The 24,831-nt window shown below is 68.8% G+C and carries 23 protein-coding genes; 11 read left to right on the top strand and 12 right to left on the bottom strand.

Features of this window, described 5'->3' with window-relative positions:
* A complete protein-coding gene (locus AB0C25_RS05815) occupies positions 1-306 on the bottom strand; it encodes a hypothetical protein (RefSeq protein WP_357370055.1) in 306 nt (101 codons plus the stop codon).
* A 225-nt stretch (positions 307-531) separates the two neighbouring features.
* Between AB0C25_RS05815 and AB0C25_RS05810 the strand changes: the two genes are divergently transcribed.
* From AB0C25_RS05810 to AB0C25_RS05800, 3 genes are all read left to right on the top strand, one after another.
* Positions 532-918, top strand: a complete 387-nt coding sequence (locus AB0C25_RS05810) for a hypothetical protein (RefSeq protein WP_357370053.1) — start codon at positions 532-534, stop codon at positions 916-918.
* Positions 915-1,544 carry a DUF6036 family nucleotidyltransferase gene (locus AB0C25_RS05805; RefSeq protein ID WP_357370051.1) on the top strand — a complete coding sequence of 210 codons (630 nt, stop codon included), beginning with the start codon at positions 915-917 and terminating at the stop codon, positions 1,542-1,544. The genes AB0C25_RS05810 and AB0C25_RS05805 overlap by 4 nt, the downstream gene beginning before the upstream one ends.
* 636 nt (positions 1,545-2,180) lie before the next feature.
* Positions 2,181-2,501: a hypothetical protein gene (locus tag AB0C25_RS05800; protein ID WP_357370049.1), complete on the top strand. Its 321-nt coding sequence runs from the start codon at positions 2,181-2,183 to the stop codon at positions 2,499-2,501.
* Positions 2,502-2,862: 361 nt separating this feature from the next.
* Here AB0C25_RS05800 and AB0C25_RS05795 read toward each other — a convergent pair whose 3' ends face one another.
* Complete coding sequence (locus AB0C25_RS05795) at positions 2,863-3,990, bottom strand: Fic family protein (protein WP_357370047.1); 1,128 nt, start codon at positions 3,988-3,990, stop codon at positions 2,863-2,865.
* 118 nt (positions 3,991-4,108) lie between these two features.
* Between AB0C25_RS05795 and AB0C25_RS05790 the strand changes: the two genes are divergently transcribed.
* Positions 4,109-4,597 (top strand): hypothetical protein, encoded by a 489-nt coding sequence (locus tag AB0C25_RS05790; protein WP_357370045.1) that lies wholly within the window; start codon positions 4,109-4,111, stop codon positions 4,595-4,597.
* On the opposite strand, the gene AB0C25_RS05785 is transcribed toward AB0C25_RS05790, so the two are convergent.
* Both AB0C25_RS05785 and AB0C25_RS05780 read right to left on the bottom strand, forming a co-directional pair.
* On the bottom strand, positions 4,524-4,811 hold the full coding sequence (locus tag AB0C25_RS05785) for a transposase (RefSeq protein ID WP_357370139.1): 288 nt from the start codon (positions 4,809-4,811) through the stop codon (positions 4,524-4,526). The two genes, AB0C25_RS05790 and AB0C25_RS05785, sit on opposite strands and share 74 nt — an antisense overlap.
* Positions 4,812-4,882: 71 nt before the next feature.
* Positions 4,883-5,215, bottom strand: a complete 333-nt coding sequence (locus AB0C25_RS05780; RefSeq protein ID WP_357370043.1) for an IS5 family transposase — start codon at positions 5,213-5,215, stop codon at positions 4,883-4,885.
* Between the two features lie 138 nt (positions 5,216-5,353).
* Between AB0C25_RS05780 and AB0C25_RS05775 the strand changes: the two genes are divergently transcribed.
* The 3 genes from AB0C25_RS05775 (at position 5,354) to AB0C25_RS05765 (ending at position 8,020) form a co-directional block, all read left to right on the top strand.
* The gene (locus tag AB0C25_RS05775) at positions 5,354-5,797 is read left to right on the top strand and encodes a hypothetical protein (RefSeq protein WP_357370041.1); all 444 of its coding nucleotides are present in this window, start codon (positions 5,354-5,356) and stop codon (positions 5,795-5,797) included.
* A 104-nt stretch (positions 5,798-5,901) separates the two neighbouring features.
* Positions 5,902-6,672: an NUDIX domain-containing protein gene (locus AB0C25_RS05770; protein ID WP_357370039.1), complete on the top strand. Its 771-nt coding sequence runs from the start codon at positions 5,902-5,904 to the stop codon at positions 6,670-6,672.
* Positions 6,673-6,844: 172 nt separating this feature from the next.
* Positions 6,845-8,020 carry a metallophosphoesterase gene (locus AB0C25_RS05765; protein ID WP_357370037.1) on the top strand — a complete coding sequence of 392 codons (1,176 nt, stop codon included), beginning with the start codon at positions 6,845-6,847 and terminating at the stop codon, positions 8,018-8,020.
* Between the two features lie 335 nt (positions 8,021-8,355).
* Here AB0C25_RS05765 and AB0C25_RS05760 read toward each other — a convergent pair whose 3' ends face one another.
* The 6 genes from AB0C25_RS05760 to AB0C25_RS05735 all read right to left on the bottom strand — a co-directional run bounded on the left by AB0C25_RS05760 (position 8,356) and on the right by AB0C25_RS05735 (position 13,854).
* Positions 8,356-8,679, bottom strand: coding sequence for a DUF2254 family protein (locus AB0C25_RS05760; RefSeq protein ID WP_357370137.1), 324 nt, complete (start codon positions 8,677-8,679; stop codon positions 8,356-8,358).
* Positions 8,680-8,872: 193 nt separating this feature from the next.
* Positions 8,873-9,301: a hypothetical protein gene (locus tag AB0C25_RS05755; protein ID WP_357370033.1), complete on the bottom strand. Its 429-nt coding sequence runs from the start codon at positions 9,299-9,301 to the stop codon at positions 8,873-8,875.
* Between the two features lie 584 nt (positions 9,302-9,885).
* Complete coding sequence (locus AB0C25_RS05750) at positions 9,886-11,865, bottom strand: acyl-CoA dehydrogenase (protein WP_357370031.1); 1,980 nt, start codon at positions 11,863-11,865, stop codon at positions 9,886-9,888.
* Positions 11,866-12,227: 362 nt separating this feature from the next.
* Positions 12,228-12,503 (bottom strand): GlsB/YeaQ/YmgE family stress response membrane protein, encoded by a 276-nt coding sequence (locus AB0C25_RS05745; RefSeq protein ID WP_357370028.1) that lies wholly within the window; start codon positions 12,501-12,503, stop codon positions 12,228-12,230.
* Between the two features lie 175 nt (positions 12,504-12,678).
* Positions 12,679-13,290, bottom strand: a complete 612-nt coding sequence (locus AB0C25_RS05740; protein WP_357370026.1) for an STAS domain-containing protein — start codon at positions 13,288-13,290, stop codon at positions 12,679-12,681.
* A 147-nt stretch (positions 13,291-13,437) separates the two neighbouring features.
* Positions 13,438-13,854 carry an STAS domain-containing protein gene (locus AB0C25_RS05735; protein WP_357370023.1) on the bottom strand — a complete coding sequence of 139 codons (417 nt, stop codon included), beginning with the start codon at positions 13,852-13,854 and terminating at the stop codon, positions 13,438-13,440.
* A gap of 154 nt (positions 13,855-14,008) precedes the next feature.
* On the opposite strand from AB0C25_RS05735, the gene AB0C25_RS05730 reads away from it, so the two are divergent.
* From AB0C25_RS05730 to AB0C25_RS05720, 3 genes are read left to right on the top strand one after another with little or no spacing between them, the layout of a single operon-like run.
* Complete coding sequence (locus AB0C25_RS05730; RefSeq protein ID WP_357370021.1) at positions 14,009-14,698, top strand: response regulator transcription factor; 690 nt, start codon at positions 14,009-14,011, stop codon at positions 14,696-14,698.
* A complete protein-coding gene (locus AB0C25_RS05725; RefSeq protein WP_357370019.1) occupies positions 14,695-16,050 on the top strand; it encodes an ATP-binding protein in 1,356 nt (451 codons plus the stop codon). The genes AB0C25_RS05730 and AB0C25_RS05725 overlap by 4 nt, the downstream gene beginning before the upstream one ends.
* Positions 16,047-16,610, top strand: a complete 564-nt coding sequence (locus AB0C25_RS05720; RefSeq protein WP_357370017.1) for a GerMN domain-containing protein — start codon at positions 16,047-16,049, stop codon at positions 16,608-16,610. Before AB0C25_RS05725 ends, AB0C25_RS05720 begins: the two co-directional genes overlap by 4 nt.
* A 320-nt stretch (positions 16,611-16,930) precedes the next feature.
* On the opposite strand, the gene AB0C25_RS05715 is transcribed toward AB0C25_RS05720, so the two are convergent.
* Positions 16,931-17,245: a DUF2610 domain-containing protein gene (locus AB0C25_RS05715; RefSeq protein WP_357370015.1), complete on the bottom strand. Its 315-nt coding sequence runs from the start codon at positions 17,243-17,245 to the stop codon at positions 16,931-16,933.
* On the bottom strand, positions 17,242-17,577 hold the full coding sequence (locus AB0C25_RS05710; RefSeq protein WP_357370013.1) for a hypothetical protein: 336 nt from the start codon (positions 17,575-17,577) through the stop codon (positions 17,242-17,244). The genes AB0C25_RS05715 and AB0C25_RS05710 overlap by 4 nt, the downstream gene beginning before the upstream one ends.
* A gap of 107 nt (positions 17,578-17,684) precedes the next feature.
* Here AB0C25_RS05710 and AB0C25_RS05705 point away from each other — a divergent pair, with 107 nt between their 5' ends.
* A complete protein-coding gene (locus AB0C25_RS05705) occupies positions 17,685-24,674 on the top strand; it encodes a hypothetical protein (RefSeq protein ID WP_357370012.1) in 6,990 nt (2,329 codons plus the stop codon).
* Positions 24,675-24,831 lie beyond the last annotated feature (157 nt).

Raw genomic sequence — 24,831 nt, 5'->3', positions numbered from 1 at the left:
CTAACAGGCGCGGTGCAGACCAGCGAACCTGCCCACGGGGTCCATGTCGATCCACTCGTGTAGCAACTCCGGCGGCGGCGGCGACGTCGGTGGCCGAGACGGACGCAGCCGCATGATCACATCATCGGCAGGGCTAGCCATCCACTGAACGCCCCGCGGTAGCGCATTGAGCCAGATGACGGGATCAGGCGCGTCCGGGTCTTCCAGAATGTCGCACACTGGGTCCCGTTCGACTGCGGCTGTCACATCCGCGAGAAACTCGATCAGCGTCGTCGCCTTCTCGATCGCATCCTGACTGAGAGTCACGCTCACATGCATCCTCTGTTAGTTGACAGGCAACGTCACAGATTGCGCTGCTTACAACCAAGATCACAAGGGTGATGCCGTGAGCGCAGCATGAGTGAACCCTCCGAGCAGGGTCGCGGCCCAAAATCGGGCAAGCGTCGCCATCTCACCTCTGCGGTGTTCGCGGGCGGTGCCGCGATAGTCTGCAACGGATGAATCCGTCGGCTCGAAGGTGAGGCTTGCCCGATGGGTACCAGCTACGAACCGATGAGTCTGGCCAGGTTGGCCACCCATCTGGCATCTGCGGACACCGACCGGACTCGCTGGAAGCTCGTATGGGAGTTTCTGGAGGAGTACCGCTGGGAACCCGCCGGAACCAGGGTCGACCTGTTACGAGATGAGCCCGGGCTAACCGGAGACCCACGGTGGGACGCGCTGCTTGCCGCGCTCGCGGAGCACCTGCTAGCTCAGGCAGATCTTGCCCCGCCCGCCTGGGTCGACGCACGTGTTCTGCGCCGGGCATGGTTCCCGGCCGAGCTGGCCATTCACCGGGCCGACGCCCTGGCATGGGCGCCGGCTGCATTCCGGAAGCACGGTGTGTACCTGTCCGTTCACGACCTGGCTGCGGCGTGAGCGGATCAGACGGCGTCCTCATGGGGCGCGCGGAACTCGAACGCGCTTTCGCTCACCTGGGCGACCGGCTTGTCCGCCGCGGAGTCGTCGCTGACATCTTCATCGTGGGTGGTGCCGCGATGGCGCTCGCCTACGACGCGAAACGGGTTACCAGGGACGTCGACGCGATGTTCGTCCCGCACGGAGTCGTCCTCGATGAGGCGCGTGCAGTGGCCGACGAACTGGGCCTACCGCCGTGGTGGCTCAACGAGCAGGCCAGCGTGTATGTCTCCGGCAAGGACGACCCGGGCAAGCGACGAGTCTTCGACCACCCTGGCCTGCGCGTGATGGCCGCCTCGCCGGAGCACATCTTCGCGATGAAAGCGCTCGCGGCGCGAACCCGCGACGTGGACGACCTTCGCGCCCTAGCGGCGCTGGCCAAGGTACGACGGTGGACGACGCTATACGTCTGTGCAGCGACTTCTACCCCGACGAAGCGATCTCGCCACGAGCAATGGGAGTTATCCGCGAACTTTTCGGATGATTCGGATCCCCCCATGCAGCGCGGCGGTCAATGTGATCACTTCCGATGGCTCAGGCCTCAAAGCAAGATTCTCACGTGTCCGCCGAAAGCGCGCGAAACGTGACCGTAAAGCGCGGCGCTTGCTCAGAATCCTATCTGCGGTTGTTCGCCTCTGACATGGAACAGTTGGTGCCGTCGGGGGAGAGGTGCTTCGGGAATCTGCCGTTCCTGTTCAGCGTCAAGGACGTGGGACGGCAGGATGGGCAGATCTGACGGCTCCGTGGACGCCTGCACTGTCTTGGGATATCACGATCCGCAGTGTGACGAGTCGCTCCCGAGCCATTGCATTCCTTCTGGGCGCCGTGGCCGAAAAAGCCATACGTCTCTTCACTGTAATGCTTCGGCAAAGTCTTGATCTTCGTGAGCTTCAGGCGCAGACAACAGACGTCACAGTGGGCCAAGGGTAGCGACCTCCCGTGTCGGACGCTCTCGGCACCGATCGGCGTCCAGACGGGATTTGCCACTGCATTCGCTGTAACGCTTCAGGGCTGATGCGCGGGGGAGCCATGAGTGGATGCTGCCCGAGGCCCGATCGGGGTCCCCTCTGCTCAGGGACAACGCTGTTGAGTCATGCACGGAAAGTATCGATCAGAGTGCGCAGGGTCAAGTGGAGTGATCTGCGCGAAGCAGGTGCGGGGTGACCTCGAGGCCTGCCCCGGCCTGGTATGCCAGCCTGCTCGTCAGGGCTTATGCCGTCGCCATGACTGTCTACCCCAGCTCCGACACCGCGGCGGTCCGGCGACTCATCCGGATCCAGACCCTCGCCCTGGCGGTGCGAGCGCAGATTTGCGCGTTGCGGGAACACCTCGTTGCATGGCGTTGGTCGGCGCTGGATGCTCTGGCGCTGTGCGCGGTTGTGGTGAATTTTCAGAGTTCGACGAAGGCGGTGAACCTGGTGCGCTCGCTACCGAAGAACGCGAGCGGCACGGGTTGCCGTCAACGCCGGTCACTGAAACTCGCCAGGACCCCTGCGGTGGGGCTCAAGCTTGATGCCTGCACGTTCATTTCGGTCAGTCGATAACCGAGCCAGCTGGCTGGCAAGATTGGACCATGCGCGGCCCGACTTCGATGCTCACGCCCGGTAATGGGCGCGAGGTTGAGCCAACCCTGAACGTGCCGTAATCTATGAGCATGTGCACCCGAAATGGAGCACCGATGATACGTACAAGAGTTCGAATCCCCCCTCGGACACCAAATTTCGTGGAAAATCACGTCAAATAGGACAGGCCGACTGGCCTATCTGGCCTATTTAGGCCCCAGATGTTGTGAGTCTAGAATGCTGCTGGTACGACCGGCTGCATGGGTTCAATTCGGTAGATAGGGAATGGTGCCCGTTCGCGGCGCGCTGACTGTCGGAGATTGGCAGTGCCGGGGCCTGCGCCTCACCGTCGGTATGGGTCGATGATTTCCTTTGGGCGCATCGCGGGGGCGGCGAGGTCGCGCAGCGTCGGCGAGGTGAGGTAGAACCTGCCGCGGGTCTCGCCGTGTTGTTCGAGCATGTCCGCCCGGACGAGGGCGCGAAGGTCGCGGGTTGCTTGGTCGTCGGTGAGGTTCTCGTCGCGTTGATAAAGGGTGCGGCGTACCCGACCGCCGGTGGCGGCGAGGTGTAGGGCGCTGACGACCCGCTCGGGCAGCCCGTTGCGCCGGACCCAGGTGTCGAGCAGTTCCCAGAGATGCGCTGCTTGGTCGAGGCGTTGCCGGACCAGCTGGGCTTGTTGGTGGTGGGCGCTGAGGCAGAATCGGATCCACCTGCTGGTGTCGTTGTCGGGCTGCCAGGTTGGGCCGCCTACCTCACCGAGCGCGTCGTAGTAGGCGTAGGTGTTTCGGCCGACGCCGAGCCACTCCTCAATGGAAGAGAACTCTGGGGCGAGGACACCGTCGCGGGCGAGTACGAGGGTGTGTAGGCAGCGCGACATTCGGCCGTTGCCGTCCCGCCAGGGATGGATTTTGACCAGGTTCAGGTGGGCCATGGAGGCCCGGACGAGCAGGGGGGTCTCCGGTTCGCCGTCGGCCAGCCAGTCGATCAGCTCGGAGATCAGCGACGGAACGTCGTCGGCGTCCGGCCCGGTGTAGACGCGTCGGCCGGTGTGCGCCTCGTCGATGTGGATGTCTCCTGGACGGTAGCGGCCCGGCCACTTGCTGAGGTCATGGCGGAGCATCATGAAGTGCAGCGCGTTGAGCAGCATGTGCTGCCAGGTGAACTCGCGTGAGCGGGCGAGTTGTTGCACGTAGGTCAGGGCGTCCCGGTAGCCGGTGATGACTTCCCAGGTCTGCGGGTTCGTCTCTACCGGTTCGTCGCCGGCGACGGCCGCGGCGGCGTCGTCCAGGGACACCTGGTAGCCCTCGATCGAATTCGAGCCCTGGATGGCGTGAGCGATCAGGGTTCGTCGGAGTTGCCCTGTCCAGCGGTGCGGCTCAGCGATCTGATACCGCAGGTTGTCCCGCATCGTGTCCAGTTCGCCGAGCACGCGCTTGTCGTCATCGGCGAGCGCAGGAGTCCGATACAGCATGCGCTAATCATACAATGCTTTCCGCTGAATCCCAGATTAATTTCAGCATTACGCCGATGAAGGGCATCAGCCCGCCCCTGGCGTGACGCGCCTCATCGCTGAATGAGGTTGTTCGGTCATGACACGACCTATCCGACCGAAGGAACACCTCGTCGGTCCACTCGCACCCGCTGCCCTGCCCGCGCGTCCCCGCCCAGGCGCGATGCCGATGCCCGCTCTACCTGCCCGAGTCTGCCCACCGGCGATCACCGACGCCAGCCTGGTGCTGGGGATGGCTCTTCCGGCACGCTGTGGCCGGGTGAGCGCGCAGCACCTCCTGCGAGCGCTGGGATGGCCCCCGCACCACCGCCTCGACATTCAGACACGCCACGGCATGCTCGTCATCTGCTCGGCCAGCGACGGCCTCCACCAGGTGGGCAGCCGAGGTGACCTACCCTTGCCGGCGAATGCCCGGCACATGTGCCGCATCGAGCCCGGCCAACCCGTGCTGCTCGCCGCCATCGTGACGCACGACCTGCTCGTCGTGCATCCCGTCAGCACCGTCGTACGCCTGCTCGCCGACCTGCACACTCACCTGGCGGGAGCCGACAATTGGGCTCGGGGATGACGGTGGTGATGCCTTTGTCCCGCAGGGCCTTGCGGTTGGCTCGCGAGGAGTACGCCTTGTCGCCGGTGACTGAGTCGGGTCGCTTGCGTGGTCTGCCGACCTGGCCGGGTCTGGGTACCCGGACCTGGTCGAGCAGTGGGATCAGTTGCTGGGTGTCGGCTGCCTGACCTGGGGTGATGCGGGTAGCGAGAGAGCGGCCACGTCCGTCGGCCAGGGTGTGGATCTTCGTGGTCAGTCTGCCGCGGGACCGGCCGATGGCTTGCGCTGCCCGCGCGTCGGTGCTGCTCAGCCCCCTTTTCGGGCGCCTGCCGCGTGCTGGTGGGTGCGCACGATGGTGGCGTCGACTTGGGCGTCCCAGTTGATGTCGTCGTCGCGTTCGGCCAACGCGATGACGTGAGATTTGAGGCTGGCCCAGGTGCCGTCGGCCGCCCAGCGGCGAAACCGTTGGTACGCGGTCTTCCATGGCCCATACCGTTCGGGCAGGTCACGCCATGGTGAACCGGTCCGCTTGACCCAGCAGATCGCGTTGATGACCTGCCGATGATCACGCCACTGGTCACCGCGAACGGGCTGCGCCGGCAGTAGCGGCGCCAGCACAACCCACTCGTGGTTCGTCAAATCTCCTCGTGCCACACAGGCCTAACGAGCGAGATTCATGATCCGCGAGACAGAACCTAGTGGTGCCATTCGGTCGGCCAGGACCCGAGGCGGGGTATCCCTTGACTCTCGACCCGGTCGAGGGCTGACCCTTCCTGGGTGACGTCTGAAGAGCGCGACCAACGATCAGTCCCTCTCGTGATTGACCTGGAGATGCTGCGGCCGGTGCTGCGCGGCGGTTGGGGAGCGGATACCTGTGACCCGCACGATGTGCAGGATTGGCACACCGGCAACCCAGCCCGTGGTCAATGCGGGGTGACTGCCCTGATCATTCAGGACCTGCTCGGCGGAGAGCTGATCCTCGGCGAGGTCCTCGCCGGAGACGCCAAGGTCGGCTACCACTACTGGAATCGATTGGCCGACGGCCGCGAGGTCGACCTGACAGCTGACCAGTTCCAGCCACCGGAAGTCGTCGTCGGCGGTCAAGTCCAGCAACGCCCGCCGGGCCCACCTCGGCGATGCCGCCAGCAGTACGAGATCCTGCGGGACCGCGTCTTCGTAGCCCTCTACGGCGGGCGATCCAAGCAATCCACGCAACAGTGACGGCCGGCGAACAGGGCGAGCCTACGAACGGCGACAGAGCCGGATGCCCGCGCGTGCCCTCTGGGTGGAGCGAGCCTGTCCTATCCCTGTGCTCTTATCCCGTCATGCATGTCGTCGTCTGCGGCGCACTCGTGGAGAACGGTGCGGTCCTGCTGGTACATCGCAGTCCGACCCGCCGGGCATACCCGGATCTCTGGGATCTGCCCGGGGGGCATGTCGATGCGGGTGAGTCGGAACTACAGGCCCTCGCGCGTGAGATGCGCGAGGAGCTCGGGGTTCACATTGTGGCGGAGTCCGCTTCACGGTTGGGCGACTGGCATGCTGGCAGTGGCGAGGAGGCCGTTCACGTGGGCGTCTGGCACATCAGCGACTGGGTCGGCTCTCCCACCAACCGCGCACCTGATGAGCATGACGACATCGCATGGGTGGGGATCAGCGAGCTGGGCGGCCTTGCCCTCGTGTGTGGTGCCCTGCCGGCATTGCTTGGTTCCCTGCCTGAGCCTGACCGGCTGCCTCGTCGCGACGAAGCACGGACAACCGCATCGCCGGGTGCGGACATCCGGTGCCCGTGCCAGCGAAATGGCCAAACCGACCACGCGGCTCCCACTCAGCGCCACCTGATACGGCGGGAGGTCGTCGCGGGCCTGTTCGAACTCTTCCGCAGTGAGGTCTTCGTCGTCCGACGATCCGCCGCCAGGCGTTCGGCAGGCTCCGTGGTTGTCGACGGCCAGCAGGTGCGGCTCGTCCCAGTAGCAGCCAACGCCTCGGCGCAGGAACCGTGTGGCGGCGACGTCGCCGCCCACGTCGACCGCGACCGGCGCGAAACGACAGCGCCGACGCAACCGCACGGGCCGTCTCCGGCGAGCCTGAAATGATCAGGCGCAGACTCTCGGCTGGGGCGTCGCCCGCCACCCGCTGACCATCCCCGAAGCGAGGCACCCCCGGGTCGCGGGTCGATCACCTACGGGACGGATCCATCCCGGTTTCCGGCGTGGTCGATCCGGCCCGGACCGTGTCATGCTGCACAGACCCGAACGGAGGACGACGATGGCTGCTGGCGATGCCGTACAGGTGCGGCCGGCGCGGGGGTCGCTGCGACCGCTGGTGTCCGGGGCGACACTGGTCGCGCTCCTGGCGTCGCTGTTCGGGCTGCCGTGGTGGACGTTGACGGTGGCGGCGCGGTGGCCGGCGCCGGTGGTCGCCGCCGGCACGAGCGTCTTCGTCGTCGCGCTTGTCGCGTTCCCCGTTCTGATGTATCTCGGGCACGGCCGCCGGCGGCTGGACGCGGCGGCCCGCGCGGGGGACACACTCCTTGGCCTGGTCTGGATCCTGTTCGTCTGGGCGCTGCTCGGCAACGTGGCCCGGCTCCCGCTGGCCGCCGCGGGGGTCGCCGATCCGGCGCGGTCCCGGGCCGTGGCGGTCGGTGCGGCGGTCGTCTCAGTTTTCCTGGCCGTCTGGGGGTACGCCGAGGCGATGCGGGTGCCCCGGGTCCGGCGGGTGGACGTCACCGTGGATCGGCTGGGTGCTGGTCTCGACGGGGTCCGGGTGGTGCTGCTGACGGACACCCACTACGGACCGATCGACCGGGCCCGCTGGTCCGCCCGGACCACCGAGGTGGTCAACGGGTTGGCTGCCGACATCGTCTGCCACACCGGCGACATCGCCGACGGGACGGTCGACCAGCGCCGGGCGCAGGCCGCGCCGCTGGGCGCCGTCCGGGCCCGGCTGGCCCGGGTGTATGTGACGGGCAACCACGAGTACTACGGCGAGGCGCAGGGCTGGGTCGAGCACATGCGGACCCTCGGCTGGGAGCCGCTGCACAACCGGCACCTTGTGGTGGAGCGGGGCGGCGCCCGGCTCGTCGTCGCCGGGGTGGACGACGTGACCGCCGCCTCGTCCGGCGTCGCCGGTCACCGCGCCGACCACGCCGCGGCGCTCGCCGGCACCGACCCGCGGCTGCCCGTGCTGCTGCTGGCGCACCAGCCCAAGCAGATCGACGACGCGGTCGCGGCCGGCGTGGATCTGCAACTGTCCGGGCACACCCACGGCGGCCAGATGTGGCCGTTCCACTACCTGGTCCGGCTGGACCAGCCGGTCGTGCAGGGCCTCAGTCGGCATGGCCAGACCCAGCTCTACACGAGCCGGGGGACCGGTTTCTGGGGTCCGCCATTCCGGATCTTCGCGCCGAGTGAGATCACCCTGCTCACCCTCCGAGCGAGGTAGCCCCGACCGGGCCGACACCTACCGCCTCACCCGAAGGTGACCGGGGATTCCCTGGTCAACCCCGGCCCCGGGATCCACCCGCATGCACCCGATGCCCAGGCGCCTCGATGAGCCCGACCACGTTGAGGAATGCGGACGAAGATGAGGTCGACGAACAGTTCCAGCCGGGTGACGCGGGTGCCGGAAACGACCGGGAGGATCCATCGCGAGCGGCGCAGCGGCGGGAGGGCACTCACCGACAGAGTCTCCAACGTGGGGCGGGCGATCCCGTCCTGTTCCGCCGGGTGGGTGCCGACCCGGGACGTGAACTGCGAAACGACGTCAATTGAAGGGCGTCAGGGCAGGTTGTCAGCGGCAGGCGTTGGTAGCCGACGCCCGATCGCGGCGTGGTGGACGGGAAGCGCGACGGATGCCACGTCGTGGACGACGGAGTCCAGCAGGCGTTGGACGCGGGGCTGCTCCCGGGAGACGAGTCGAATGTCGTCGATGATCATCGCCAGGATGGTGTCGTACGAGATGCTTCTCATCTGGGCGCGGACGGTGCCGTCGTCGTCGCGGACGATGTGGGTCGGGTCGGGGCGGGTGGCGAGCCGGCGCAGGAGGTCGTGTGCTTCCTGCACCGCGCGTACGGCGGTGGTGACGTCGTTGATGCCGGGGATAGCGCGCGTTCGGCGATGTCGGCGAGCTGGCGGAAGCCGAAACGAGGTCCTGGCCCGGGGTGCGTTCCACGCCGATGGTCACGCCCTGTTCGGCGGCCTCGACTGGCACCGGGCGAGGCCGGTGCGGGCTGAGTCGGCCGGACGCGCCCGGCTCGGCGATGCGACGTGCACCTCTCCGCAGCGCGGGGGATCGTCACCAGGCGGTCAGCTCCCGGGCGACGAGCGCGCGTCCGCCCTCGAAGGCCCGGTACGGTCGCGGCGACCCGAGGTGGTAGCGGCCGGTGAGGTCGCGGTGGGAGAACCGGATCACGGTGCCCTCGACGGTCACCAACTGCGGCGCGGCGGGCACCGACAGGCCCGTCGACAGCACGAGCAGGGTCCCGTCGGTCAGGTCGACGTCGCGGACGACGAAGGCGCCGTTGGTGATGACCCGCTCGACGCTCGCGGTCAGGGTGAGATGGTCGCCCACTTTCGCCCGTGCGACCGTGCCTGGTGGGGTGGTGGGCGTCGGCACAGGGCTGGGCTGCGGCGCTGCGGGCTCGCCGGTGCAGCCCCCAACGAGCAGGACCACCGCCGAGAGCATTGCCACTGCCGGGCGCACCCGACTCTTCCTTCTGCCCATTGGTGGTTCCTCCGCTCCGTCGTACCCCCTCAGCAACAGAAGTTCCCTGGGATGTGGCGGCACGACCCCGAATCCGTGACGGTTTGGTGACGATCAACCGCAACGGGCATCGGCGCAGCGAGCCAGAGCCGACAGGCCGTGCTTTGTGAGCTGGCGGACGGCCGGACCGTATCGGACGGCCGCACCCATCGGCGGCGATCATCGTCCGAAGGCCCGACCAGCTAGGCAGCGTTTCGCGCCGCTTGCCGGACCTGCCGGTTGGCCTCGACCACGGAGCAGCCCGTGGCCCGCAGCAGGTCGCTGGCTGTCGCGCGAATCTGTGTTGTCGTGGTGACACCGAAGTCGCGCAGCCCCAGAGCCGTGGCTCGCCCGGCTGCCTCCGCCGCCCGCAGGGCGTGTCGTCGAGTCTGGTCGTGGGGTTTGTCGGCCCGCGTCTCGCGGCGCAGTTGCCGAACGGCATCCGCCAGGGATGTGACGGCGTCGGGGAGTTGGGACGGTAGTGGCTGTCGCTGCCGCGCAGCGCCGTCTCGATCTCGCGGAGGTGGTTTCGAGCGTGTTGAAGACCGGCGTGGCCGCCCTGTTGCCTAGGCCAGGACTGCCTGCGGATCACCGGCGGCGTCGTGGGCGGTCATGGTTTCCTGCCGGTGGGGTTCCTCGCGCAGGATCGCGGCGTGCAGCCACGAGTCTGGGATGGCGAAACCGTCGACGAGCGTCCGCAGGTGTGGGCGTAGCTCTTTGAGTAGTCCGTTCACGACGCCGGTGATCGCCTTCGAGCGGGCCGGGGTGAGCCGGCCGTGTTCCAGGAACCAGCCCTTGTTGGTCTCGATGACGGTGAGCGCGTACAGGTCGCAGACGCGGGAGAGCAGCGACCGGACCGCCGGGTCGGCGGTGTCGTCGATGCCGGCGACGAACGCTTCCAGGGTGACCCGGTCGATGTGCGCGGCGGCGAGGGTCAGGACGTGGTCCTGGACGTCGTTGAAGATGTCGAAGGGACGGTCCTTCTTCGTGGCCGCACCGTTGCGCAGGCGGCGGACCGCGCCGTCGAGCAGGTGCCTCTCGCGGTCCTCGAAGGCCTTGAGCTGCCAGCCGCGGTCGGTGACGGCGACCTCGTCGTCGCGTCCGGGCACGGCGCTGATCAGTCGCTCGATGAGCGACCGCGCGGCGGTGCGTTCGAGCACCATCTCGCGGACCTGTTCGGCCACGAAGGAGGCGCGTCCCCAGCCGTCCAGTGAGCCGAACGCGTCCCGGTGGCCGGTGAGTAGCCCTTTGGCCACCAGCTGCAACAGCACCGTGTTGTCGCCCTCGAAGGTGGTGAAGACGTCGGTGTCAGCCTTGAGGCTGGGCAGCCGGTTCTCGGCGAGGTAGCCGGCGCCGCCGCACGCCTCGCGGCACATCTGGATGGTGCGGGTCGCGTGCCAGGTCTGCGCGGCCTTGAGACCGGCGGCCCGAGACTCCAGCTCCCGTTGCCGGTGGTCGTCGACCGGCCCGTCGCCGCCCTGCACCTCGCTGAGCGCTACGACCAGCTCGGTCTGCGCGAAGTGCAGCGCGTACGTGGTGGCCAGGGCGGGCAGCAGCTTGCGCTGGTGGGCCAGGTAGTCGTTGAGCAGCACCTCCCGGTCGGCGTCGGGTGTGCCGAACTGGCGGCGGATGTCGCCGTAGCGCACCGCGATGGTCAGTGCCGACTTGGTGGCCGCCGACGCGGCGCCGCCCACGCTCACCCGGCCGCGGACCAGGGTGCCGAGCATGGTGAAGAAGCGCCGGGAGTCGTTCTCGATCGGGCTGGAGTACGTGCCGTCCTGCGCGACCTGACCGTAGCGGTCCAGCAGCATGTCCCGCGGCACCTGTACGTGGTCGAAGCTGAGTCGCCCGTTGTCCACGCCGAGCAGGCCGGCCTTGGGCCCGGCGTCGCCGATGGTCACGCCGGGCAGCGGGTTGCCCTGCGCGTCGCGGATCGGCACCAACCACGCGTGTACGCCGTGCCGCTCGCCGTTCGTGATCAGCTGCGCGAAGACCACCGCCATCCGCCCGTCCCGGGCGGCGTTGCCGATGTAGTCCTTCCGGGCCGCCTCGTGTGGGGTGTGCAGGTCGAAGGTCTGCGTCCGCGGGTCGTACCTGCAGGTGGTGCGCAGCTGCTGGACGTCGGAGCCGTGCCCGGTCTCGGTCATCGCGAAGCAGCCGAAGATCGAGCCCGAGATGATGTCCCGCAGATAGGCGTCATGGTGCCGGCGGGTGCCGAGGGCTGTGACCGCGCCGCCGAACAGGCCCCACTGGACTCCGGCCTTGACCATCAGTGACAGGTCGACCTGCGCCAGCATCTCGCTGGCGATGATCGACCCGCCGACGTCGGAGCTGCCGCCGTACTCGGTGGGGAAGGCCGACGCCATACCCAGCTCGGCGGGGAGTTCGGTGAGCAACCGGGTGATCCGCTCCCGCGCCTGGTCACCAGTCTCGCCGTAGACCGGGAGGAAGCGCGCGTCGAGGTGCTCCCGGTGCGCGTTGCGGACTGCGGCCCACGGTCCGTCGAGCACGTCCCGCAGGCGAGCGAGGTCGATCTGATCGGGCACGGTCCCCCCTCAGCTAGCGGACATATGCGCACAGGTCGTACGCGATCCAGGATACCGGCGCCAGCCGTCACGGAAGTGGGCAGGAACCGTCATCGTTTCGTCGTCTAGTCCGGGACGCCCGGTGGGTAGCGCAAAGGAAGCAGACGCTACGGAAGGAGCAGCTCATGCCACACGACACGGCCATGGCATGTACATCGTCAGCTCCTGGTGTGACGAGGCCGGGCGGAATAGCGGATGGCGGGCCAGTGACGTCCTCAGGCCGCTCAGAAACCCGATCGGATGGGACTCATGAACGTGAACGGAAACCGGCCTGACCGTGCTTGGGGCTGGCCTTCTGGTGCTGGTTCTGCGTCGTCTCCGGTTCAGGGGGAGTCGGATGGGTCGGGCCTGGCGGTGGCCACGACGAGTACGACGCCGGTGCCGGCGAGGCCGGCCTGGACGACGAGTGTCATGAGGTTGAGGGTGCTGGTATCGACACCCGCGAGACGGGCGACGATGCTGCCCGCCAGCGCGGCGACCACCCCGACGGACACGGTCAGCCAGATCGGGGTCTCCTGGCGTCCTGGGACGACGAGCCTGCCGAGCAGGCCGACAGCGACGCCGACGAGGAGCGCGGTGACGAGACCAACGATGCTCATGGGCTCCCTCGGATCTCCTTGAAGTACGAGTGCTACGACAATTGCGGGCCGGTTCTCGAGATTCGCCGCGCCATCAGCGGCCATTCGAATGGCCACTGGCTCCTTGTGATCCGATTCCAGGTGTGTCGGTTGTCGTTACCGGCGGCGAGGATGCGTTCGGTCCGGAGGAGTGCGATCAGTAACGGGTGGCGGCGGTGGCGGTTGGCCGCCTCGACACCGACCCCTCGGACAGTTGGGCGAGGGCGTCGTCGCGGCTGTCGAAGATGGGGAAGGCGCCGTCCAGGCGCATCGTGTGCAGGACGGTGCGGATGAACCGCGACGGCGCGGCCAGACAGAGGGTGGCCCCACGATCTCGGGCTTCGCGGTGGGCGCGGACGAGGTGACCGAGGCCGGTGGAGTCGATGAGGTGTACTCGGCTCAGGTCGACCACGACGTGCCCGCCCATGTCGGCTGCGTGCCGCAGGGCGGTGCGCAGGGTGTCCCCGGTGTCGAGATCGACGTCACCGGCGGCGGCGACAACTGTCACGTCGTCGAGGTGGTCGATGCCGAGGATGCCGCCAGGACCGTGGTCGCCGCACGACGCGTGGCCGCCACCAGGGAGCGGCAGGAGGCTGCAGTGTGGGCAGCGGTGCGGGCCGGTAGCGAAGGGGGAACCGCTCCAGCCCTGTTCGGACACCAGGGTCCAGACGACCTCGGCATCGGGGAGCACACACGCGGTGGCCTTGACGGTGTCGCCGCAGGTGTCGCAGATCAGGGTCATGAGGTGGTCGTCCGGGACAACGGTCATTCTGCTGGTCCTTTCTGGGGCCATGCCCACCGATGGGGTGGGACACGGCGATCGTGCAGAGCTTGGTGCGGAGGCCCGGCTCTTGAGCGTGACGTTCCGGCGCTGATAGCCGTTGCGCCCGAAGCAGGGGAGCCCGCTGGGCGGTCGTCAGTGGGCGACTTCTACCGAGGCGCGACCATGAGCGACAAGCGTCGGCTGGGTGCGGGTGGGTGCCTGCCCGCCCGGCGGGGTGCCGGGCGGCGACGATGGGGCAGTGTCGACGACCGGCAGGATCTGGTCCAGGCGGGCGGCGTGCAGGATGCGCCGGATGCGCGGGTTCGGATCGCGGACGGTGAGGACCCCGTCGGCACGGGCCAACCGCCGGTGCACATCGAGCAGCAGGCCGATGGCAGCGGCGTCGATGTGCCGGCACCCGGACAGGTCGACCACCACCTGTGCGGGGTGCAGGGCGAGCAGGCGGTCGAACACGGCTCCGGTCGCCGGCAGGCAGGAAAGGTCGAACTCGGTGACGTGCACCTCGACCAGCGGCAGCGTGCATGGCGTAGTTGCCAGGGGCCCGGTCACAGGCACACCCCTCTCCCTCGCGGATCCGGTCGCCTGTCACCCTGCCGGGCGGGTTTGGCGGCCACCACGCGGATCTGTGACAGTTCCATGACAAATCATCCAACCGGCCGTCACGGTTGGCCTGCGAGCCGGTCGTCTGGGGATGATGCCGGGTATGACGGCCGTACTGGTGATCGAGGACGACGACCGCATCCGTCTGGCGTTGTTGCTCGCACTGGAGGACGAGGGCTACGACGCGGTGGGCGCGGCCACGGCCGAGGAGGGCCTGCGCGTGCAGCGCCGCGACCCCGCCGACTACGTGCTGGTCGACCTGATGCTGCCCGGTCTCGACGGCTTCGAATGCATCCGGCAGCTGCGCCGTGACGACGACGTGCCGATCGTGGTGGTCAGCGCCCGCGACGACACCCACGACATCGTCGCCGCCCTGGAGGCCGGTGCCGACGACTACGTCGTCAAGCCGGTGGCGATCAAGGAGCTGACCGCGCGGCTGCGCGCCCTGCGCCGCCGGGCCCGTAGCGGCGCCGCGGGGCACGCGCCGAAGCCGGTGCTCGTGCTCGTGGTCGGCGAGCTGGAGATCAGCCCGGACGGGGGAGAGGTTCGTCGAGCCGGACAACCCGTTCCGGTCACTCGCACCGAGTTCCGGCTGCTGTGCGAGCTGGCCGAACACGCCGGCCGGGTGCTGTCCCGCCAGCAACTGCTCGAACGGGTCTGGGGGTACGACAGCGGCGACGAACGGCTGGTCGACGTGCATGTCGGCCGGCTGCGGCAGAAGATCGAGGCGGACCCGGCGAACCCCCGGCACCTGGTCACCCTGCGGGGCCTGGGCTACAAGCTGCAACGATGAGACGCCTCGGACTGCGTACCCGGGTGACCGCCGCGTTCGCCGTCGGCGCGCTCCTGCTCGCCGCGTCGATGGCCCTGGTCTCCTACCAGTTGACCCGCCGGTCCCTGCTCGACGAACGGGAACGCACCGCCCTGCGCGCGGCCTACTTCGACGCTACCGTCGTCCGTGCCGGCCTCGACACCGACACCCCCGATGTGGTGGAGGTGCTTCGTTCGCTGGACACGGGCGGGAGTCGGCGGCCGGTCCTGCACCTGGACGGCGAGTGGTATGCGCGTACCGCCGACCCCAGCACCACCTCTGCCATCCCCGTTGAGCTGCGTCGGGTCGTCGCGGCCGGCGAGCCCGCGGTGCAGCGGGTACGCGTCGACGGCCAATCCGTCCTGGTCGTCGGGGTGCCCCTGTCCACGTCGGCGACGTACTTCGAGGTCAACTCGCTCCGGGAGCTGGAACAGACGTTCCAGGTCTTGGCGCTCGCGCTGACCACTGTCGCGATCATGGTCGCCGGGTCCGGCGCGGCGCTCGGCTGGTATGCCACCCGGCACGGGCTGCGCCCGCTGACGGCGGTCGCCGACGCGGCCGAGAAGATCGCCGCCGGTGACTTCACCGCCCGCCTCGACCCGGCCACCGACCCCGACCTGACCCGCCTCTCCTCCTCGTTCAACCAGATGGTCGACCAGTTGGCCCACCGCATCGAGCGTGACCGCCGCTTCGCCGCCGACGTCAGCCACGAGCTGCGCTCACCACTGCAGACCCTCGCCGCAGCGGCCAGCGTCCTGGCCCGCCGTCGGGAACACCAGGACGAACGAACCGCCATCGCGGCCGGGCTCGTCGCCGACGAGATCGACCGTTTCCAGCGGCTCGTCAATGACCTGATCGACCTGGCCCGCAGTGACCAGCCCGCCCACCGGGGCCCCGTGGACGTCGTGTCGCTGGCCCGTGAGGCCTGCCGGGCCCTCGACCTGCCCACGACGCTCGTTCATCTCGCACCCGACGTGCCGGCGACCTGGCTGGTCGAGCGGCGCCGTGTCGCACAGATCCTGGCGAACCTGCTCGACAACGCGGTGACCTACGGAGGCGGCCCCGCAGGCGTCCGGCTGGGCCGCGACGGTAGCGCCGGCACCGTCGAAGTCGAGGACGACGGGCCCGGTGTGCCCGTCGAGGACCGCGCCGCGATATTCGACCGTTTCGTCCGCGGACGAGCAGCTCACACCCGCGGCACCGGCGACGGCACAGGGCTCGGACTCGCGCTGGTCGCACAGCATGCAGCAGCACACGCCGGACACGTCAGCGTCGGTGACCGACCCGGTGGTGGCGCCTGCTTCCGTGTCACCCTGCCGGAGAGCCTGCCATGAACCGTCGTTATCTCGTCGTACTGGTGCTTGCCGCGCTGCTGACCAGCTGCAGCATTCCCACCGATGATGCCCCCCGTGTAGTACAGGCACCGCAAGGACCATTCCAGAGCTCTGCGCCCGCCGACACCAGCGCACCAGTCGGCCCTGCCGCCGAAACGCTCTGCTTCGTCCGCGACAACCGCATCATCTCTTTCGTCCGGCGCGTCGAGCGGCCACCAACGATCGAGGACCAACTGCGGCATCTGCTGGCCGGGCCCACCGCCGCCGAACGCGCTACCGACTCGACCAGCGCGCTGCCGGGAGCGGTCAACGCCGCCGGTGTCACAGTGACCGGCACCCAGGCCCGCGTTGGGGTCGACGAACCCGGCGATGACGCCGGCCGCAGCGACGAGGTCCTTGCCTTCGGGCAAATCGTTTGCACCCTCACCAGCCGCGACGAGGTCACCACTGTCACGTTCTCCCGTGATGGCCGACCCCTCAGGGTGCCTCGCGCGGACGGTTCACTGTCCGACCAGCCCCTCACTCGCGCCGATTTTGCACCACTGATCGCCCCTCGTTGACCTTCGTCTCCACTGCGACCAAGCGGGAGCGCCGCTCGCCCGGTCATCTCGGCGGCACCGTCTCGGCGGATATCAGCGACACCTGCACCGGCTGCTACGCCGGACGCCCGTCTTCGCCACCCATGTTCCGCTGACTACTACCGCGAACACGAGAGTGGAATGCACCCGGGGGAGCCAGGAAGGGCCGTCAGGACAAGGTCCTGACCTGCCCGTTCTACGTGCCCCGGCGAACCCTTGGACCGCGGTGGCCTAACAGTGCCGCCTCCGGAACTGCGCCTTGGGATAGATCCACCGAACCAGGCGAACGAGGCGGACGTCGCCTAGGTATCAGATGATCCGTCCATTGGGGCGGGTGCAACCGGACTGTCATCAACGTCGGCGAGGGCCATGTCCATGGCGTAGGCGCAGAGCTCCCTGAAGGAGACATCATTTTCGTTGGCGATGCTCAACAACTTCGCGAACGAGTCCATCACTTCCAGGGGAATCGACCCGTTCTGGGTCCGCTGCAGCCAGTCGGCCTGCTGCTCCAGAGGATGCGCACCCGGCGAGGGCTCGCCGATGTGGAGTGGGACCGGCACCGTCGTCGTTCCGAATCTGCACGGGATCATGAAGTACGTTGTGGACGCCCTGGTCACTTCGGCTCAGCTCCGATGTCGATATCGCCGATCCGGCCGGTGTTTGCGATGTTTATGCCCCCGGAATTGTCCTGCCGTATCGCTGGCCGCCCCTCTTCACGCCCTGCCGGGCCGGGCTGGGTCGCCTGCTGGTCACCGGAGGCAGGAGCTGACCGGTTCGTCCGCCAGCGGATCACGGACACGACCACGGCCGTCACCGCGACGGTGAGGCTGCCTATTCCGGCCCACCAGCTCGCTCGCTCGAGCCCTTCGCCGATCAGGAAAAGCACCGAGACCGCAGCCGACGCCACGGCCGCGACGGCCCAGAGAACGAAGACCCATCTCCTGTGCACACGTCCATGATGCCGTGCCCAGTGGCGGCATGCCCGCGCCTTTCGTCCAGCGAAGTTGGGTCAGGCGTTGGATGTCCGTCTATCCGGCAGGAGGTATCACTGAACCAGTGACCCCGCACCCGGACGATCAGGACGGCGCCGACAGGCTCACCTCGTCAGCCAGAGAAGCCGTCGGCGCCCTGATCCGCGAATCACCGTTGTTCCAACAGGGTGACGCGACACAGGCGAACTCCGGTGGCACGAACATCGCGAACACCGGAGTCATCGAGCGTCTCACCGTCTCGATGACTGCGGCGCCTGACCAACCGAGCGCCAGGGCCTTCGTCAGTTGCCTTGACACAGCGCGAGAGTGGATGGAGTCCTGGCTGCTGCCCGCCCTCGATTCGCTTGCGCTGCACCTGTCGTACAACACCGGGCCACCGCCGCTGCCGGAGGACTGGGGGTCCACCTACGCTGCCCTGGACAGGGCGGCGCTGCTGATCGTGGTCGCGCACGGCCCGGACGCTGCCCGGGACCGCCAGATGCGGGACCAGGTCGCCTACTGGCTGGACAACCATCCCGACGGCGAGGGGACGGTGGTGGTGGCACGGCCAGGCAGCCCGGTGCACCATCTCGATCCCCGGCTCTCCAGTGTGCCGGTTGTGGTTGTCGAAGGCGAGGATGGCGACACCGCTCGACGACTGGCCCGCGTCGTGCGTCTGACACCGCGTTGCGAGCCCGTTCTGCTGCGGGACCGACCGACCGAGGACGAAGCGGCGTTAACGCCCCTGCGTGACGCCTACCTACGATGGGTCGCCCACACACACCGAAGCATGGACAGCGTGATCGCTGGTCAGCCGGTCACCAGGCCGATCGTCTCCTGTCCACCTCCCGGGCTGCTCATACGAGACGGCTCCACGGCTCCCGCTCGCGTGACCGAAGTTGATCATCTTCGATCCCGGGCCGAGCGTCGCCTGATCCACGTCCGCAATGCCGAGCAAGCCGAGTTCGCCGTACTCGCCGATCACCCGTTGCCGACCTACCTGGCGCCGGCCGGCCCCCTGGAACGGGCCGCGTTCACCGCCCGCGCGGGCCTCTCCCCGAGCCACGTCGTCGACACCGAATGGCGCTGCGTCGTGCTGGGCGATCCGGGCAGCGGCAAGAGCAGCATGGTGCGGCGCATCGCCCATGACGCGGCCATCCGCCTCCTGGATAGTGGCACCGGCGAACACGGCCTGGGGCGCCTGCCGGTTCTGTGCCGCGCCGCCGATCTCGCTGCGGCGCTCGGTGGAACGGAAGAGTCGGTCGAAGGGCTGGCGACGCTCGCCATCCGCCTCGGCTGGACCGGCGAGCAGCCCGCCGACCCGCTCAGCGGCGACCGCCTGTCCGCGCAGGGGCTTGGTCGCCTGGCCCGGACCGCGCTGCGGCAGCGCCGCCTGTTGCTGGTGGTTGACGGTCTGGACGAGGTGCCCACACTCGCCGACCGCCGGCTGCTAACCGCGATGCTGGATGGCTTCGCCGCCGCCGGTGGAGCCCGGCTCGACAATCCGAGCAGGGCCCCGGGCAACCAGGCGATCATCACTAGCCGGATCGCCGGCTACTACGGGTCTCCACTGGGCGAGCGCTTTCAGCAGCTCCTCATCGGGCGCCTCGATGACGGCGGCGTGCGGGACGTCGTGAACTACTGGCTCACCGGTTACGGCGATACGACCGGACGACCGCCGGAATCCCAGGAGTCGATGCGCTCCGAGGTCTACCGTGTGCTCGACTCCGGCGGCGCCGGGCTGCGGGATCTAGCGGCCAATCCGTACCTCCTTGTCGCTCTGCTCTCGGCGGTTGTGTCCGGAACGGCGCGGTTGAACGGCGGCGACTACTCCTGGCTACGCGGCGACCTCTACGCCACCATGGTCGACAACGCCATCGAGCGGGGCGGGCTTCGGGTGCCACAGATCCCGGCCGCCACCCTCACCCGGCTGCAGGCTGCTGTCGCCTATCAGATGCACAGCGTTTCGCGAAGCGGCCTCATCGATCGGGACACGCTGTCCCGGACGATCGCCACCGCCTTCACCATGGTCGGCGAACCGCTTCCGGCGGACGCCGCGCGGGCCGAGTTGGCGATCACCGGCCTTGATCTGCTGGTGGACCGAGGCCAGGGGCTCTACGGATTCCGCCACATGACCGTGCAGGAGTTTTTCGCCGGCTGTCGGCTCATCGATGCGGTGGAGGCGGAGGTCGTTACCGAGAGGCTCGTCGAACATCTCGGCGACACCCGCTGGCTGGAGGCCGTCCGGTTGGCCCTAGGCCGGCTCGGCCGCATCTCCACCCCCCTGTTCGACGACGTCATCGGCCGACTTCTCAGCGGACCGGCGCGCCGCGCGGCGGCCGAAATGATCAGTCGGAGCCTGGCTGACCTCGTTGGCCTCAGCCCTCAGCATGTGCGGTCCCTGGTGCGGGTGGCGGTCGAAGTCGAGTCGGACCACGTCGACACGGCGGACGGCGGGTCACATCATCGCCCCACCCTGCTGGAACCGATCGTGCGGTGGAACGGTGGTGTCCGGGGCCAGTCGCCGGTGCGGGTCGCGCGTGATGCGCTGTGCGCGCACGTTCGCGGTGAGTCAGCGCCCGCCGCGGCTGCAGCCGCTCGCCTGATCGACCTGCTGCGGCTGGACGACAGAAGGACGGCCGGGGCGCTGTACGAAGCTCAGTACCGTGACGGCCCGGAGCATGACTGGCAGGTGACGCGATCCCTGCTCGCGGTGCAGCAGCGGCGGCTAGCGGCCGGCCGCCCAGTCGAGGCCGAGCGGGTGCTGTCCGAGCTGACCGAGCCCCAGCATGCGTTGCTCAACGCCCTATGGGATCAGGTACCAGCGGGCAGGGTGACCACCGGCTCACGCCGTCCGAGGATGCGCGGCGCGGCCGACCTGGCGGTACCGCACCTGATGCGCGCGGCGCTGAATGACAAACGGCTACTGGACCGCATCCATGCCGACATCGGCTGGACCCGCGTCTTCAGCTGTCTCTACGGGGGGACGGCCTACCTCGGCACCGGTCGGTGGCTCCAACGGCGTCGGCAGGCACAGGCGGTCCTCGACGCGCCGGGCAGCACGCCGGCCGAACGGCGCCGGGCTGCGGTGCTGCTGGACACGGTGATCAGGCCGGCGCTCGACATGGCGGTGGCGCAGGCTGCCGTGTTGCAATCGGACCGGATCGCTGTCGACACGCCATTGACCGCGCAGGTGTTGGCGTGGCTGCGTGACAGCGTGCCGAGCGGGGAACTGGCCCGCCGGCTAACCGAGATCGCCGGCGATGTCCGGGGCGGCCCGGACGCTCGCGGCGACGCGTTGGCCGCGCTGCTGGTGCTGGACACCGGTGATTCCCCCGCCTCGGTCATTGCCTCGGTCATCTCCGTGCAGGACGCGAGCGACAAGGCTGTCCGGCTCCGGGCCCGCTGGCGCCTGGGCCGCACCGAGATGCTGTTCCGGGACGTCCTCGCGGCGTTGGCCCCGCGCTCAGCCGCGGGCGCACTCGCCGTCGACGGGCGCGTCCCTGCCGATGCCTACGCCGACGTGGTCCGGGCATGGTGGACGGTCGGGAGACCACCAAGCCGTACCGGCATGGTCGACGACCACCATCACCTCGCCGAAGATCTGGTGATTGCGGTGTGCGGCGACGACGACGACAAGGAGCGCAACCTTGCGGTGTGGCTGGACGTCGTCGGCCGGAACATCGCCGACACGCCTGGCGGCCTGGTGAGGGTACTGGCCGACGTGGCGGGCAGCGAGTCGGCGCGCTGGGCGACCACCGATGACTGGTGCCTGGATCGACCGTGCCCACCGGGCGGCGACCTTGCCGAGGCGCTCACCGTGCTGGCCGGGCTGAACGCACGCTGGGGTTTTCTACGCTGCTGGTTCCTGGACCGGCTAACCAGCCAGATCGTCGCGGCCGGTCATGTGGTCGAGGCGCTCTGCCTGGCCCACGAGGCAGCGGCGTTACACCGGACGGCGGCCAAGCGCACGATGGTCCGGCTGATCACCGCCCACCGCGGATCGGTGCCGAGCGGGCAGGCGCAGGCCCTCGCACCGGACACCATGGCCACGCGTTGGCTGGCGGACCCCACCGGACTACCCGGACTGACCGGGAGCGAACAGGCATACCCGAACCTGCGGGGCGGCATCCGGCACGCCGCCATCCTCGGCCGACGCTGGAGCGTCCGACGCCTGGCGGGGGCGCTGGCCAGGATCACCGACCCGCACCAGCGACTGCGGTCGGTCGAGCTGGCCGTCCGGCTGCGCGTCGTCGAGCCCAGGCCCGAACTGCTCGCCCTCGCCGTCGAGACCGCCGGTGCCGCGACCGAACCGCTCGCCGGAGCCTGTGGGTACGTGCGCTTGGCTGGCTCCGGGCTGTTCCCCAACGCCGAGGACCTCCTCGAACAAGCCCTCGAGCGGCTGTTGTTCGTGCCGGTCGCGCAGCGTACGCGCGTGCTGAGTGCCCTGCCCACCGCACGCAGAGATGGCCTGCGTGCGCTCATCGACCGGCACACGAGCGAACTGCCCCAGCGCGACCAAGCCATCGTCCGAGCGGACACCGCAGCGGTCCTGGCCAGCTACGAACCGGTCTCCGCGGACACTGGCCACGTAGCGGCATGGTCAGCTTTGACTACCGCCGCGTTCTGCGGGCGAGGACTGGCCGCCCTCAACGACACCGCCGCCCGGTTCAGGACCGAGACGGCATGCTGGGCGGCGCTCCGCGACGCGGCCAGCCGCGCCTCGGCTATCGCGGCCTTGCGGGTGCGGGCCAGCCGGGAAGTGGCGCCGCTGCGGCTCGACGAGACGGCCCTGACCGGTCTGTCCGCTCTACTCCATGCCGGCCTCGCAGACGACGCAGGTGACCTGCTGACGATGGCGACGGCCGCCGATACCCACCCTCTGCTGCTGTCCTGGCAGCACCATCCCGACGAGCGGTTCGCCCGCCTGGCGACGCTCGTGCTGATGGAAACCGGGCACCTGGACCTGCGTGGAGTCGACCGGCTCCCGGCGCTGCTGGGCGACCCCGACGATCGGGTACGCCTGCGGACCCGCACGGCGATCGCCAGCGTGAACCTCGGCATGCCCGGCCCGCCACGGCTGCGAGCAAGCAGGCTGGGTGCGAACACCATCGCCGGACTGATCCGCCTCCTGGTGGACGTCCGGCTCAGCCACCGGCATCTGCACGCCGACCTGAACTGGGCGGTGCGTGACATCCTGCACGACAGCCCGGACATCCTCCGCGCCGTGCTGAAGGAGCTCGAAGCCGACGAGGAAGCGTGCACCATCTTCCTGCGGAGCCTCGGGCACGTCGCCGTCCCCGTGCTCGACAACCTGCCAACGCTGTGTGCCGGCCTGAGCAACGCCGGCCAGATGGCCCTTCTCAGGGCGCTTCAGGCGATCGCCTGGACGCCCGACCGCTTCGGCCTCGACAGCTCTCAGCTGTATCCCCTCACGGAACTGGCCCGGCACATCGTGCGCACAGGTGGCGACGACGTCGCCGGTGAGGCGCTACGACTACTGGGCCTGATCGCACCGCTCGGGCGACCAGCGGTGGAGACCCTGTTGGGCGAGGCGATCTACGAGGACGACCTCGCCATCGCCGGATGTGACGCGCTCGGACACCTGCTGGGGCGGATGGCCGCGGACGCGTCGACGGTCGACGTCGCCGACGCGGTGAGCGCACTGCGGTCTCTCGCCGCGGACCTCGACGACGAACTGGCAGTTGCCGCGACGACGGCCCTGGTGCGAGCGGGCATCGCGGTGGAGGCCGATCCCACGCTGCGCCCGAAGGTCGTGCTACACGCCCTCATCACCGCCATCGACGAATTCATCGTCGGTGACAGATGGGAACACGATGTGCGTCGAGCGGCACGATTCGTGATCGCCGAAGCGACTGCGGGCCGTGACGTGCCAGGGGGCACGCTGCTCGGGTCCCTCATCGGCGCGGGCCTGGACTGGATCGACGCACGTCTCGGCGTCATGTCCACCTCGCCGGTGCGGACATTCGAAGGCCTGGCGGTGATGTACGGCGTCGGGCTGGAACAGCCGGCTGCTCTGCGGGAAGCGTTGAGCCGCGAGACGAGAGACCTTCCCGGCCGGCTCGTTGCCCTCCTCGATCAGGAGTGGAGTTGGTTGACACGGGCGGTCGCGGGCGCGTTGCTGGTGATCCTCGGTGACGGCAACGAACACTGCATGAGAACGCTGCTCGGCCTGGCGCGTGACACCGATGCGGTGAACGAACGGGTGCTCAGCGCGTTGCCGTGGGTAGACCAGGTGACGCCGGCGGGTTTGGCTGAGCTCGTCCGCGCGACGGCCGATCCGCTGCATACCAAGGCGTACCTCGCCGTCGAGGTGCTCACGTCGCTGGCCGCGCAGGGGGTGCTCGCGCCGGGGCAGCAGCGCGATGCCTTGGCCGCGGTGCAGTACGCCATCGATCGCCCCGATGCCGGCCGGCACCTCTTACGTGAGTACAACGGCCGGATCGGATCGCTGGGGTCGCTCGCTGAGGCGTGTCGCCGTGCGGCGGAGCGGCTCGATCCGGGCGCGACGGCGAACGCGCATCCGGTGTCCGATCCGTCCGCGACCGTCTCCTTGCCGGTGAGGGGCGGCCGAGGAGAAACGGTGGCGCTCTTGCTACCAACCGGCGTGCCAGCGCGGGACGCTCTGCGTCACCAGCTGAGGCACCTCGCGACGGCGGAAGGGATCGAGATCTTCGCCGAGACTCTGCGGCCGATCAATGCCCTGCTCGACAGCGCCGCGATGTCGGGTGTCTCTATCCAGGAGTTGGTCCGGCTGGCCGGGACGCAGCGGGCCGCGCGCGCCGCCCAAGAGGGTGTCGCGCTGTTGCTCATCATGGGCCGCAACACTGCCGGTGACGAAATCTACACCTACCTACGATTGCCGACTGAGGAGGTTGAGCAGGTAAAGACCTTCATCGCAGCTGGGAAGACATTCGTGCCCTCCGAATGGGGAAACGTGGTCGCCGCCGGCCGTGGGGTGCCCACGTCTGAAGTAACGGAGGAGGTCGGCGTCCCAGATTTCTTGCTCCAGTTCACAACCAGGGACGCGGCCGCGGATCCCGCAGAAACCTGACAGCCTGCCCACGGGATACTCGGACCGAGCGGATCGGCGCCGGTGACGACTCCCGCACCGCCGGTCGGAGGCGGTCCGGCGCCACCCCTGCTCCTCGGTGAGATATCGCCTGCTTCGTGACCGACTTCCTCCTACACCCTGCATAGGCCCCGCGGGA

The sequence above is a fragment of the Micromonospora sp. NPDC048839 genome (assembly GCF_040649915.1).
GTDB lineage: Bacteria > Actinomycetota > Actinomycetes > Mycobacteriales > Micromonosporaceae > Micromonospora.
The sequence above is the reverse complement of the archived record's forward strand: the minus strand, read 5'-3'. Positions and strand labels throughout refer to the sequence as shown.